The following is a 13,074-nucleotide window of genomic DNA, read 5'->3' as shown; positions in this document are numbered from 1 at the left end:
CATGCTGCGTGGGCGCCGCCGCCTCGGCCATGCAGGATGTCTCAACCTCTGTAAAGCTGTTATAGTCGCGTCCGGTGTTTTCGAAGTCCGCAATCTCCTCGTCTGCTCGAAGTGGCTCCTTGTCCTGTGCAACGTCCGTTTCGGACTCAGAAATCCCTCCGCTTGCAGGCGCGGCCAGATTGGCCAGTTTCTCTTCCGCCAGGCCTTTATAGATGGGGCAATCCGGGAAGGTACTGACAAAAGCCTGCAAGACCGAAACAGAGCCGCTTTCCTTGACATCCGCCCACATCAGGCGCGCTTCGGTGCAGTTCGTGTCGCCTGCCTGCGCGGTCAGCGGTATGACGGCTGCTGCCGCGGCGATTGTGATATATTTCAGCGATTTCATGTCTCAGTCTGCCCCCAGAAATGTGTCGAGTTTTTCATAAAGCGCGGCATCCTTTGCGTGTTCTGCCCGTATGCAGGCAAGGTCCAAACCTGCCTCACAACCCTGTTCGTAAGATGCCGCCGCAGCTATCAGATTACCCTCGGCCTCAAGGATCATGCCCGCTGACATAAATGCGCTGGTTTCTCCTGCCCAAGCGGCTTCTTTCAACATGGATACAGCCGTCCTGGCGTCGCGTTCCACGTAAATCCCGTCGATATACATGCGTGCGAGCCCCATATAAGCGTCTGAATCTGTTCCGGCGTAATCCGAACCGAACCGAGGCTCAATCGCCCTGTTGAACCATTCGAGGGCCAGCGCGCCATTTACGTCATCCAAATTGGTTCGGTTCAGATAGAATTGACCCATACTCGTCATCGCTCGACTTATATGCGGATGGTTATCATCGCTGGTTGCCAGCCTCAGAAACTGCAGAGCTTTTTCATCACTGGCAAAGTCGTTTTCGGGATAGCTATAGTATTCTCCCAGCCAGATTTGCGCCTCAATATGCGGTGTCTCTTCAGCGGCACGTTCAATTAACTTCAGCCCTTCTGTTATGCTGCGCGGAACACCCAGACCGTCCCAATACAGATCCCCCAGCGCCACCATTCCGATACCAAGGCCTGCATCGGCGCTTTGCCGGTACCAATCCGCAGCGCTGGAATAGCTACCTTCATCCTGATCCAGCGTTCCCAGAACGTACATGGCCAAAGCAGAGCCCTGGGCCGCATGTTGCGCTGCGACCTCTCTCGCATATTCGGTCTGCCCGTCGGCGGCGAGAACGCGCGCAAAAATCGCACCGATCTCTGGAACTAAGACGTCGCCAGCCCGGAGCGCCCCGTAACACGTTTCAAGCGCCGTTGCCGTATTCAGTTCATCATCCGAAACATACCTGTATGGCCAGTCCGGAAACTGGGTCGGTGCCGCAGCCGCGTCCATGCAGTCATACTCGGCTTCTGTATATTTCAGTGAGAGACCCGCTTCCTTGGCTTTGGCCCAATAATACAGACCCCTGTCAACATCCGGCGCCAAATCGCCCAGGCCATCCAGATAAAGCACGGCAAGATCCGGCATCACTTTGATCCGTCCCTGATCGATCATTTCCTCCATCAGTTCCGCGGCCCAGATCGGGTGAAAGTGCGCACTTTTCGGATCGGTAATGAGCGTTGGCAACAAGGGATTAACAGGCTCGCCCGCGTCATACGCCTGAGTCATATATCGCGCTGCCTCGTCGAAAAGCTGCTGATCCATATCGACCATGGCCTCAAGAACCTTGAGTTCACCGTAGTCTGACATGGCCGGCGCAAACCCGTCATCGGCCAGCGCTTTTACCACTTCACGCGCTTTATTGCGATCCTGCGCCACACCCCAGCCGTTGTAAAATGCAGTTCCATAACGCTGCCCTGCAACCTTGTTTCCCGCCGCGACTGCAACGCGCAACAAGTCAAAGGCCTCATCATACTCTTTCAGCTCCGTCTTAGCGCGGGCCAGCCCTGTTGCTCCATCTCTGGTCGCGTTATCAAAGTCCGGATCAGCCGCGACCTGACAGGCTTGCAATGCCATTTTCACATCGAATTCACTGTAGGACACTGCCGGGTATGAAGCGTGCTGACCACGTGATGCCGACAAGGAAAGACACCGATCCAGTTCCGGCGACACGTCGTCAGCAATAACCTCGGTATCTGACCTGGCTGCTGCAACGGGCGTGTCTGCAGCGGGGCCAGCACCCAATGCGACCAAGCGATCCTGCGCCAAGGCGGAATAGACCGCACATTCCGAATGCGCTGACTGAAAAGCCTGCAGAACCGCAACCGATTGCGAGGATTTAACATCCGCCCAAACTTCGCGTGCTTCAGAACATTCGGCATTTGCAGGTTGCGAGAACGCAAAGGTTGCCCCAACAATGGCAAATTGTAACACTCGGAAATTCATTGGCCCGGCTCGCGACAGAATGAAACTTACACAATGGGTATGAATGGAAAAAGGCAACTTCGTGGCGATTGGTTCCATCATGTGACTTTGGGTCTTCCATAGGTTCGTTCCAAAATTGGATAGAACGAGGAACAGGCCTTCGCATGTGCCATTTGACACATGGCAAATCTTCAAAAGAGATGGGGGGCAAGCCGGGCAAGTGCGGCCAATTGTTGAGTACCATCAAAGCCTTCAGGTTCGGTGCCATTCGGGCCTTGCCACGCAGCCGTGATCAACCAGTTCGCGCGATAGGATTTGATCGAGGCAATAATGGTTGCTTCGGCAGTGTCACTCGCGTTCGGGCAATCGTCATAGCCAGGTTGCCACAGGCAGCAATCGCAGATCGTATCCCCGATCCTCCCACCTTGCCTTAAATACGCAGGAGCATCCGAGTATCCGCGGTATCCACATACGGGACAAAGCAAAATCCCCAAATCATCGGTTACATTGAATACGCGTGCATCATCCATGCGTTGCAATTACATCAGTCACTTTGCCGCTGCAAACTCTGGTTTTGAGTGTGCCTTTTGTCAACAATCCCATTGCTAACGTTTGGAATTGTACTCAGGAATCCGGGATATCAATATTCTGCGCAAAGTTTCGTGGGAGCGTTGTTTGGAAAACGTTTGTTTTAGCGAGTTTTCTTGCACTTCCATTCGTCTGTGAGACCAAGGCGGATATGTGCGAAGAATTTCTTTCGGGGACAAGGGCTGAAGGCCAGAACCCCTCGGACAATCTTGCTCTGCTCGGTGCCCTTGCAGCCCCTCCGGAGTATTGCGCTTCTTTAGACAAGATCACTGAAACAAAGGCGGGCCACGCAAACTGCTAATATGCGATATAATTGGCTGAACACCTTGCGGCCGATCAAGGCGAGATTACAGTCCAAAGCCTTTTTGGACAGATGGAGTAGAAACGGCATTGCCAATTTGAACCTCCCCACGATCTCGGATAGCGCTCCGACCGGTTTGCGCCCCTTCGGGCCATGTGCGGCAAGGATCAAACGCTCGAAAACGTCCATTCCTCATCGTTCATCAGGTCTCGTGCCAGGTTGGTCTTCAACGTAGATACTAGCTGGACTCATGCCAATCGCCCGATGTGAACCCCTTTGGTCAATATGTCCCAATACGAAGGCGTGTTACAAATTTGGATATCAGAGCTGACTTTAACGCGTCCCGGTGCCGAGGACCTTCACCTCCAGCCAGTGGAAAGCAAGAGCGATTAGTCCAGCGACCAATATATAGAACACCGCCAGCAGCAGCAGCGGTTCATAGATGATGAACGTGTCCGAACGCACTCGCGAAGACACTGCGTAGATGTCGACAACCGTGATGGTCGCAACCAGCGGCGTCGCCTTCAATTGCAGGATGGTTTCACCACCCAGCGTCGGCAAGACGTTGCGTATCGCCTGCGGCAACCAGATGCGACGGAACATAGTCAGCCGTGGCATGCCAAATGATTTGGCTGCCTCAAGCTGTCCTTTCGCAACACCTTTGAAGGCGCCTCGCATGACCTCGCCTTCGTAGCCGGCATAGGACAGAGTCAGTGCCAGCACCGCATAGGGCCAGGCCTGTCGCAAATAGGGCCAGAGCTCTGACGAACGAATCCAGGGGAACTGGGGGAAAAGCGAGCCAAGCCCGTAATACAATAACCAAAGTTGTAACAGCAGCGGCGTGCCGCGAATAATTGTACAAAAGGCCTTTGCTGGGGCGGCAAGATACCAAGGCCCGACCGCCTGCGCCAATCCAAGCGGAACTGCGAGAAGGAAACCGAGAACAACGGTGACGACCAATAGCCAGATTGTCGTCCAAACGCCCTGAAGGGCGAGTGGTGCGTATTTCGGTATCCAGTCCCACTGCAGCGATACGGCGCACCAGATGACTATACCGGCGAATATCAGCATCATAACGATGCGGTGTGGTTGCATCAACGATCTGAAATCGATCATCTGCTCCCTCCCTTCAGAGAGGGTTGACCGCGACGAGCCCATTTTTCAATCAGTGCGAAGATACCGCCAGAAAACAACGTGACCATGAGATAAAGAAAACCCGCCGCAAGAAAGAAGGTGAAATAGGCACGCGTGCTGCTGGCAGCCTGTCGGGTTTCCAGTGTCAGTTCGTTAAAGCCCACAACAGCAAGAAGCGCGGTGTCTTTGGTTGCGATCAGCCACAGGTTGGCCAGACCGGGTACGGCGAAGCTCATCATGGCGGGAACTGTGACACGCCGCATGGTCATGAAGGCGGGCATCCCGTAGGATTTGGCGGCTTCGATCTGACCGGGTGGAACTGCCTGAATAGCACCGCGCAAAATCTCAGTCGCGTAAGCGCCCTGTACGACGCCCAGCACCCATATGCCTGCGCCAACGCCACTGACCTCGACCCTGCCACCCCCCATGGCGGCAGAGATTTTGTTGATGATGTCAGATCCCACGTAATACAGGATCAAGATCAGAACCAGTTCCGGCACGGCCCGGATGACAGTCGTGTAAATGGCGAGAAGATCGCGCGTGACCTTCCCGCCGTAAAGTTTGCCATAAGCTCCGAACAATCCGATCACAAGGCCGAGCGCATATGCACCAAGAGCGATCTGCAATGAGTGGGACAATCCGCGCAGCAGATTGGCCCCCCATCCCGGTGGCGAGAGCGACAGAAGTTCTGCGCTCTGCGCCAATCCAAGTAAGTCCAACAGTTCGGTCACGGCAGCGGCTTAGTAGATGCTGGCCGAGAAATAGTTCGAAGTGATTTCCTCATGCGTGCCATCGGCGAGAATAGCCGCAATGCCCTTGTTCAGTGCTTCACGCAGGTCATCCTGCCCCTTGCGCACACCGGCCCCGACACCTCGGCCCAAAATGGCGGGATCATCCTGAACGGCACCTTTGATCTCGCAGCAGGCACCCGCTTCCGAATTGACAAAGTCGGCCATGGCAATGCTGTCGGCCTGAGTGGCATCAATGCGACCCGCGAACAGGTCCTGGTTGGCCTCATCCTGGGTTTGATAGACACGCAGTTCGGAATCCTTGAAATATTCCTGCGCATAGGCCTGGTGGATGGTCGAAGCCTGAATGCCAACAACTTTACCCGCCAACGACTCTGGCGTTGCTTCGATATCCATCGATTTGTCCGCGACGATGACGGCAGGCGTGTTGTAATAAGGATCGCTGAAATCAATGGTTTTCAGCCTCTCCTCGGTGATCGACATCGAGGCCATGATGGCGTCGATCTGCTGCCCGGTCAGCGACGGGATGATACCGTCCCAGGCCACTGGCGTGATTACACAGTCAAGCTCCGCAGCAGCGCAAACAGCATTGATAACGTCGATCTCCCAACCAACCCAGTTGCCTGAGCTGTCGAGCGAAGCGAAGGGCGGATAAGGCTCGGCCGCGATGCCGATCTTGACCTCTTCGGCACTGGCGATGCCAGCCGAAAGGATAGCGGCGGCAAGCCCGGACGCGAGCAGTTTCTTGACATTCATGTTTGTTACTCCCTTTTGGTTCATTATTTTGTTTTTATTGGATCAGGCGACCGAGCTGAGGAATTGCTTCAACCGCTCCGATTTTGGATTACCGAAGACCTCGGCAGGTGGGCCCTGCTCTTCGATGCGGCCTTCGAAAAGATAGACAACGTGGTTGGCGACTTCGCGCGCAAACTTCATTTCGTGGGTGACAAGCAGCATGGTACGCCCTTCGGCGGCAAGATCACGGATTACGGTCAAAACTTCGCCGACCAGTTCGGGATCAAGCGCCGAGGTCGGCTCGTCAAACAGCATGACGGACGGATCCACCGCCAATGCCCGCGCGATGGCAGCGCGCTGTTGCTGACCGCCTGAAAGATAGGCCGGATAGGTGTCAGCCTTGTCCCCCAGCCCTACCCTCTTCAGCAGTTCATGTGCCCGCGCGATCGCCTCTGCCTTTGGCACCTTCAGGACATGTACCGGCACTTCAATCACGTTTTCCAAAAGTGTGCGGTGTGTCCAAAGATTGAACTGCTGGAAAACCATAGCCAGCCGGGTGCGGATACGCTCGATCTGGCGGCGGTTGGAAGGGCTGCCATCGGCGTGCATTTCAACCAGTTCACCGCCTATCGTGATCTTTCCCGAGCTTGGCGTTTCCAAGAAGTTGATACAGCGCAGCATGGTGGATTTGCCAGAACCTGATCCCCCGATGATGGCAACAACATCCCCCTTGTTCGCCGTCAGGGACACACCCTTCAAAACCTCCAGCGTACCAAAGGATTTGTGCAGGTCCTGAACCTTTATCGCCTCATTGGACGCGGTTGCTTCGAGTGTGGGTGATGCTGCTTTGGCTGTGTCCATATCCAAGAATCTTCTGATTTCAGCTTGCAGTAAGCCCCGAATCTCGCAATTATGCAAGTGTATAATAATCCCATGCCATGGATGACCCGAACGTGCAGGACGACAGTCGCAAATTTACACGTGAGTCTGCTGAGTTTCGGCGCGAGGCGCTGATACTGGCAACTTTGGACCTGATCGCCGAGATGGGCGTTCGGGGTGCCACGGTGCGAGAGATCGCTGCCCGCGCGAACGTGACCCAAGGGTTGATCCGGCACTATTTCTCATCCAAGGATGAACTGGTTCAGGCCGCGTATGAACATCACATGAATACGCTGACAGATCAGACAGCTGCTTCGTCAGGACAGGGAAGCGCGGTTTCTCAGTTGACCAACTTTGTTGATGCGTCGCTGCGACCACCAATCGTTGATCCAAGCGCCGTGGCCTTGTGGGCGGGCTTCCTGAACAAGGTGCAGCATGATCCGACGATGCAGCGCATACACCAGCAAACTTACAACTATTTCCGGGATCACCTCGAGACGCTGATCGTCACCGCATTGCAGGAAACCGGGCGTTCAGTGGCAGCGTCGGAAGCAAGGCAGCTGGCCATTGCCTGCAACGCAGTGATCGATGGCCTTTGGCTGGAAGGGGGTGCGCTTCCGGATGCTTTTTCCGAAGGCCAACTGGCGCAGATCGGGTTGGATTCCGTCAGCGCCATCGTCGGGATTCCATTGACTAAAGAGGTGGAACAGTCATGAAGACCACATCTGTGACAGAACGGTTAGCGGGCTTGGGCGGCGCCAAGTGGGGCGTGCACCTGAAAGCGCGCGAACTTATCAAGGCCGGGGCGGACATCGTCGAAATGACGATTGGAGAACCGGACGTGCCAGTGCCAGACGCGTTGATTGAAACCACCGTGAACTCGTTACGGATGCAGCGGACGGGGTATTCCAATGGACGCGGCGAAGCAGGTCTGCTTGACGCGCTTGCTGCTCGCTACTCAGCTTCTCGCGGACGAGCTTTCGGGCCGGAGAATTTTCTGTGCTTTCCCGGGACGCAAACCGCACTGTTCGCAGCCATGGCTGGGGTTGCAGAGGCCGGTGACGAAGTTCTGGTCGGTGATCCGATGTACGCGACCTATGAAGGTGTCGTGCGTGCATCGGGCGCGGAGATGGTGCCGGTACCGCTGCGGCCCGAGCACGGATTTCGGATGCAGGCCGAAGAAGTCGCCGCGCGGATCTCGCCGCGCAGCCGCGCCATTTTGCTGACAACGCCCCATAACCCGACCGGAGCGATCCTGACTGCCTCGGAACTTGCCGCGATCGGACAACTGGCCATCGAACATGATCTATGGATCATTTCGGACGAGGTCTATGAAGAGTTAGTCTTTGAGGGGGGCGATTTTGTCTCTCCCCTGTCCGACCCCAAGCTGGCGGATCGGGTCATCGGGGTGTCGTCGATTTCGAAATCACATGCCGCACCTGGCTTTCGCAGCGGCTGGTGCGTGGGACCGGCGGCGTTTTGCGAGGCGCTGCTGCCCTATTCCGAGACTATGTTGTTCGGCAACCAACCCTTCATCGCGGACATGACCGAGCAGGCGATCCGCGATGGCTCCGAGGTGGCCCCCGGCATGGCCGCGCGTTTCGCAAGCCGCGCCAAGATGCTGGCGGACCGGTTGCAGGCCGAGACTGAACTGACAGTACATCGGCCCGAGGCGGGGATGTTCGCACTTATCAATGTCACGGCCACCGGGCTGGAGGGTGAGGCTTATGCCTGGGACCTGCTGCAATCCGGGGTGGCTGTGATGCCGGGCGCTGCCTTCGGGGAGGGCCTGACGGATTGGGTGCGTGTGGCGTTGACGATCAGTGACGCTGAGTTTTCCACGGCCGTTACCCGCCTTGTCGATCACGCCAACAAAACGCCGCGCGAGGTTGCATGACCAGATTGACATTGGGCGAAGCTCTGGTCGCAGAACTTCGGCAAAGGGATGTGACCTGCGTTTTCGGAATTCCGGGCGTACACACAGTTGAGCTATATCGCGGACTTGCAGCCTCGGGCATTCGGCATGTGACGCCCAGGCACGAGCAGGGCGCGGGGTTCATGGCCGATGGGTATGCGCGAGTGTCGGGCAAACCGGGTGTGGCCTTTGTGATTACGGGTCCGGGTCTGACCAACACGCTGACGCCGATGGCGCAGGCGCGGGCGGATTCGGTTCCGATGCTGGTTGTGTCAGGGGTCAATGCAACCCCGACGCTTGGCAAAGGCATGGGGCATTTGCACGAGTTGCCGGACCAGCAGGGGCTGGCCAGAACGGTTGCACTGTTGTCCGAACAAATAACCAATGCGGATGATCTGGACCCGGGCATGGATCGTGTCTTTCATCAACTCTCAACAGGTCGCCCCGGTCCGGTTCACATTGAGGTTCCGCTGAACGTCGCCGCAGCGGGCTATGTCGGAACACGAGGTTCCTTACCTGATCCAGCGCATCGGGCAGATCGGGCATTGATAGCACAAGCCGCGAAACGTCTGATGAGAGCTCAGAGGGTTGTGATTCTGGCAGGCGGGGGCGCGAAACGGAGTGAGGTTGGATTGCGCGCTCTGGCAGAAGCCCTGGACGCGCCGGTCGTGCAAACCACCAACGCGCGGGGCCTGATGCACGGGCATCCCCTGACTGTTCCCGCAAGCCCCAGTCTAAACGCCGTGCGCGCCCTGATCGAAGACGCCGATTGTGTGCTGGCTTTGGGAACCGAACTGGGACCAACCGACTATGACATGTATGCAACTGGTAAGGCTGCGGAACTGACCGGCCTGATCCGTGTGGATCGGTGCAGCGCGCAGCTGGCGCGGCATGAGGCCGAGATTGCCATTCATGGGGACGTTGGGGTGATCGCGCCCGCATTGCTGAAGCTGATAACCAAAGAGCGAGAACTGGGTAACGGCGCCGCACGGGCAGAGCAGGCGCGTGCAGGCGCGTGGGAAGAGATCGGCCCAGACTATCGCCATCTGGTGGATGTCCTTTCGGCGATGCGTGCTGCGGTACCTGACGCGATGCTGATCGGAGATTCCACGCAACCGATTTATGCCGGCAATCTCTACTATGATCATGACCGGGCCGGAGGCTGGTTCAATGCCTCTACCGGATATGGAGCACTGGGCTATGGAATACCGGCAGCCGTGGGGGCGGCAATCGCCGATCCGTCGGCACGCGTGATCTGCATCACCGGCGATGGTGGTGCGCAGTTTTCATTGCCCGAGATCATGGCCGCCGTCGACGAAAACCTGCCCGTCACCTTTGTAATCTGGAATAACCACGGATATCGCGAGATTGCGACCGCCATGCAGGATGTGGGGGTGACCGTAATCGGATGCGACCCCTCGCCCCCCAATTTTGCCGCAACCGCCACGTCATTTGACATCCCGTTCACATCGGTTCCATGCGAACCGTATGCCGTCGCGCAGGCTCTGCGCGATACTGCTGCTACCACCGGGCCAACCATGATCGAAGTGGTGGCTCCGAAATTCAAACCCCGGAAAGAGTAAGCTATGCCTGACCTGACTTATGAATTTTCGCGCGCCATCACTCGCCGCCCTGCCCCGACCATTGCGGACGGGCTGCGGGCCGAAGATATCGGAAACCCGGACTTCGACGGGATGACCGCGGCGCACAAGGCCTATGTGACCGCATTGAAAAGCACCGGGGCGGAGGTAATCGAGCTTGATCCACTTGACGCGTTCCCCGATGCGCAGTTTGTCGAGGACACCGCGCTGTGCCTGCCGCAAGGCGCGGTGCTGATGCGACCGGGTGCGCCGTCACGCCTGGGTGAAGTCGCGGAAATGGCTCCGACGTTGCATGCTTGTTATGACACCGTCCGCGAGATTGAAGGCCCCGGCCACATCGAGGGCGGCGACATATTGGTGACCGGGCGCGAAATTCTGGTGGGCCGGTCTGATCGCACCGATGCCGAGGGCGTTGCGGAGTTAGCAAGGATCGCATCTGATTGGGGGCACAGCCTGCGCGAAGTCTTTACGCCCGAAGGCGTTCTGCACTTCAAAACCGATTGCTCACTGATGGATGCGGAAACGATCCTGTCGACAAAACGGCTGGATGCGTCAGGGTGTTTCAAAGGCTACCGGGTGCTGCATGTGGCAGACGGAGAGGAGGCCGCCGCCAACGCGATCCGCTTTAACACTCTGGTGCTGATGGCAGCGGGCTTCCCCCGGACCGCCGACATGCTGGACCGCGAGGGATATGAAGTTGTCGAGATCGACAATACGGACTGCGCCAAACTGGATGGCGGCATGTCCTGTCTTTCCCTGCGGTTTTGAATGCAAAATCCAAGCTTCAAAACAGGCAGACCAAATACCAAAAGCTGCGCAAAACAGCCGGGAGAAAGGCCGATCTGGACAGCAGTATCTCCTCCAGCGATGTGCGGATTCCGGCCAACCGAAAAATGGGGGTACCACGACAAAAGACCGCTTGGGCACGACGGTGCATATTGCCGTGAAGCCTGTGCAGGGAAGGATCGAAATTGAATATTGTGATCCCCAAAGGTTTAGGATGATGGGGATTTTTCAAATCTTCCTGAATAGTGCTGTCGCATTTTTGCGGGTGGTCCACACCGTTCACCCGGCGCATATTTCGGGAAACATGTTATTTCTTCAGGAGCACACATGAGCACCAAGTATTTTGCACCGATGGGTGGACATCCCGGTCAGGAACAATTGTTGACCGACCGCGCTGTTTTTACTGACGCTTATGCCGTGATCCCGAAAGGCACTATGCGGGATATTGTGACCAGTTATCTGCCGTTTTGGGACGACACACGCCTGTGGGTGATCTCACGACCACTAAGCGGTTTTGCCGAAACCTTCTCGCAATACATCATGGAAGTTCAGCCCGGCGGCGGCTCTGACCGGCCCGAGACCGATCCCGAAGCCGAAGGCGTATTGTTTGTGGTGGAAGGCGCCGCCACGTTAATTGCCGAAGGCACAACCTATGAACTGACACCGGGAGGCTATGCCTACCTGCCCCCGGAATGCGATTGGACTCTGCGAAACCAAGGGGACGAAACTTTGTGTTTCCATTGGATTCGAAAGGCTTATGAGGCTGTTGAAGGCCTTGATAGACCTGACATACTTATCCTCAACGAAAATGAGATCGCGCCAACACCTATGCCCGGGACGGATGGAAAGTGGGCCACAACACGATTCGTCGACCCAGGCGATTTGCGCCACGACATGCATGTCACAGTGGTGACGTTTGAGCCCGGCGCAGTCATCCCTTTCCTTGAAACCCATGTCATGGAGCACGGTCTCTATGTTCTGGAGGGAAAGGCGGTCTACCGGCTGAACAATGACTGGGTAGAAGTCGAAGCCGGTGATTACATGTGGCTACGGGCGTTTTGCCCCCAGGCTTGTTATGCGGGTGGTCCAGGCAAGTTCCGTTACTTGCTTTATAAGGATGTAAACCGGCATATGGCGCTGCGACCAGGTCCTGCCGCCCACCTGCAGCACCGCCGCCTCAGGACAGCGGCGGAGTAACTTCTCCACCGATGGCCAGCGTCAACTGATGAGCCGCCTCAATGACGGGGCGGCTTAGCCTTTCAATTTCAGCTTCGCTGACCCGGCTGGTCGGTCCGGACACTGAAATTCCTGCAACCGCCTCCCGATTGATATCGAAGACCGGCGCCGCAATACATCTCATACCAGCGTTCTTTTCTTCATTGTCGACTGAGAAGCCCTGCGCCCTGACCGCTGCAAGGTCTTCTTTCAACGTTGTCGGATTGGTAATCGACCTACCTGTAAATGCCTGAAGCTCTACGTTGGCCAACAGCCGGTTCAACCTTTCCTCGTCCATAAAAGCCAACAGCGCTTTTCCAATTCCCGATGCATGCATTGGCGACAGCGTGCCGGGTGGAAAGAACGCGCGGATGCTGGCGTGGGTTTCCACCTGGCTCAGGAACAGTACAGAACCTTCTTTCTCGACCCCCAAATTCGCGGTTTCACCTGTGGCTTCCATGAGTTTTCGCATTACTGGTCTGGCCCGGTCCACGAGGCTGGTGCGGCGCAGGAAGCGTGAGCCAATGACGAACGCGCGCGGACCGATGTGCCAGACTTGCTCATCGTGATCGAATTCGACGAGCCCCCTGCCCTCAAGTGTCACGAGTATACGGTAAACCGTGGCCGGTGACTGGCCCATTTCATCGGACAACGCGGTTAACGTTTTGCCCTGCGCCTCGCTCAAATACTCGAAAACTTCCATCGCGCGGTCGAGTGATTTGATCGTGTTTTGTGCGGTCTTGTCGTCCCATCCCCGCGGTCTTCCACGGGCTTTTCGGCGGACTTCGGAAGTATTTTCTTGAGAATCCATAAAAACCCTTTGATCATTCGTGAAAGAC

At 56.6% G+C, this 13,074-nt stretch carries 14 protein-coding genes; 5 read left to right on the top strand and 9 right to left on the bottom strand.

Annotated elements, in window-relative coordinates:
• The 7 genes from ACR0K5_RS22610 to ACR0K5_RS22580 form a co-directional block, all read right to left on the bottom strand.
• Nucleotides 1-385: hypothetical protein (locus ACR0K5_RS22610; protein WP_480631799.1), on the bottom strand; the 385-nt coding region annotated here is incomplete at its 3' end.
• A 3-nt stretch (nt 386-388) separates the two neighbouring features.
• Complete coding sequence (locus ACR0K5_RS22605; protein WP_480631798.1) at nt 389-2,434, bottom strand: tetratricopeptide repeat protein; 2,046 nt, start codon at nt 2,432-2,434, stop codon at nt 389-391.
• A gap of 89 nt (nt 2,435-2,523) precedes the next feature.
• On the bottom strand, nt 2,524-2,862 hold the full coding sequence (locus ACR0K5_RS22600; protein WP_480631797.1) for a hypothetical protein: 339 nt from the start codon (nt 2,860-2,862) through the stop codon (nt 2,524-2,526).
• 692 nt (nt 2,863-3,554) lie between these two features.
• Complete coding sequence (locus ACR0K5_RS22595) at nt 3,555-4,337, bottom strand: ABC transporter permease (RefSeq protein ID WP_480631796.1); 783 nt, start codon at nt 4,335-4,337, stop codon at nt 3,555-3,557.
• Nucleotides 4,334-5,086: an ABC transporter permease gene (locus ACR0K5_RS22590; protein WP_480631795.1), complete on the bottom strand. Its 753-nt coding sequence runs from the start codon at nt 5,084-5,086 to the stop codon at nt 4,334-4,336. Before ACR0K5_RS22590 ends, ACR0K5_RS22595 begins: the two co-directional genes overlap by 4 nt.
• Nucleotides 5,087-5,095: 9 nt before the next feature.
• Nucleotides 5,096-5,860, bottom strand: a complete 765-nt coding sequence (locus tag ACR0K5_RS22585) for a transporter substrate-binding domain-containing protein (protein WP_480631794.1) — start codon at nt 5,858-5,860, stop codon at nt 5,096-5,098.
• Nucleotides 5,861-5,902: 42 nt separating this feature from the next.
• The gene (locus ACR0K5_RS22580; protein ID WP_480631793.1) at nt 5,903-6,700 is read right to left on the bottom strand and encodes an ABC transporter ATP-binding protein; all 798 of its coding nucleotides are present in this window, start codon (nt 6,698-6,700) and stop codon (nt 5,903-5,905) included.
• Between the two features lie 77 nt (nt 6,701-6,777).
• Here ACR0K5_RS22580 and ACR0K5_RS22575 point away from each other — a divergent pair, with 77 nt between their 5' ends.
• Genes ACR0K5_RS22575 through ACR0K5_RS22560 form a run of 4 tightly spaced genes read left to right on the top strand, consistent with a single transcriptional unit; the run spans nt 6,778 to nt 11,002 of the window.
• Nucleotides 6,778-7,434: a TetR/AcrR family transcriptional regulator gene (locus ACR0K5_RS22575; RefSeq protein WP_480631792.1), complete on the top strand. Its 657-nt coding sequence runs from the start codon at nt 6,778-6,780 to the stop codon at nt 7,432-7,434.
• Nucleotides 7,431-8,615 carry a pyridoxal phosphate-dependent aminotransferase gene (locus tag ACR0K5_RS22570; protein ID WP_480631791.1) on the top strand — a complete coding sequence of 395 codons (1,185 nt, stop codon included), beginning with the start codon at nt 7,431-7,433 and terminating at the stop codon, nt 8,613-8,615. Before ACR0K5_RS22575 ends, ACR0K5_RS22570 begins: the two co-directional genes overlap by 4 nt.
• A complete protein-coding gene (locus ACR0K5_RS22565; RefSeq protein WP_480631790.1) occupies nt 8,612-10,216 on the top strand; it encodes a 5-guanidino-2-oxopentanoate decarboxylase in 1,605 nt (534 codons plus the stop codon). Before ACR0K5_RS22570 ends, ACR0K5_RS22565 begins: the two co-directional genes overlap by 4 nt.
• A gap of 3 nt (nt 10,217-10,219) precedes the next feature.
• On the top strand, nt 10,220-11,002 hold the full coding sequence (locus ACR0K5_RS22560; RefSeq protein WP_480631789.1) for a dimethylarginine dimethylaminohydrolase family protein: 783 nt from the start codon (nt 10,220-10,222) through the stop codon (nt 11,000-11,002).
• A gap of 16 nt (nt 11,003-11,018) precedes the next feature.
• Here ACR0K5_RS22560 and ACR0K5_RS22555 read toward each other — a convergent pair whose 3' ends face one another.
• Nucleotides 11,019-11,312 carry a hypothetical protein gene (locus ACR0K5_RS22555; protein WP_480631788.1) on the bottom strand — a complete coding sequence of 98 codons (294 nt, stop codon included), beginning with the start codon at nt 11,310-11,312 and terminating at the stop codon, nt 11,019-11,021.
• Between the two features lie 35 nt (nt 11,313-11,347).
• Here ACR0K5_RS22555 and ACR0K5_RS22550 point away from each other — a divergent pair, with 35 nt between their 5' ends.
• Nucleotides 11,348-12,217 carry a bifunctional allantoicase/(S)-ureidoglycine aminohydrolase gene (locus ACR0K5_RS22550; protein ID WP_480631787.1) on the top strand — a complete coding sequence of 290 codons (870 nt, stop codon included), beginning with the start codon at nt 11,348-11,350 and terminating at the stop codon, nt 12,215-12,217.
• Here ACR0K5_RS22550 and bhcR read toward each other — a convergent pair.
• A complete protein-coding gene (bhcR, locus tag ACR0K5_RS22545; RefSeq protein ID WP_480631786.1) occupies nt 12,198-13,046 on the bottom strand; it encodes an HTH-type transcriptional regulator BhcR in 849 nt (282 codons plus the stop codon). The genes ACR0K5_RS22550 and bhcR overlap by 20 nt on opposite strands.
• Between the last annotated feature and the right edge of the window lie 28 nt (nt 13,047-13,074).

Source organism: Ruegeria sp. AB9, from assembly GCF_056542585.1.
The sequence above is the reverse complement of the archived record's forward strand: the minus strand, read 5'-3'. Positions and strand labels throughout refer to the sequence as shown.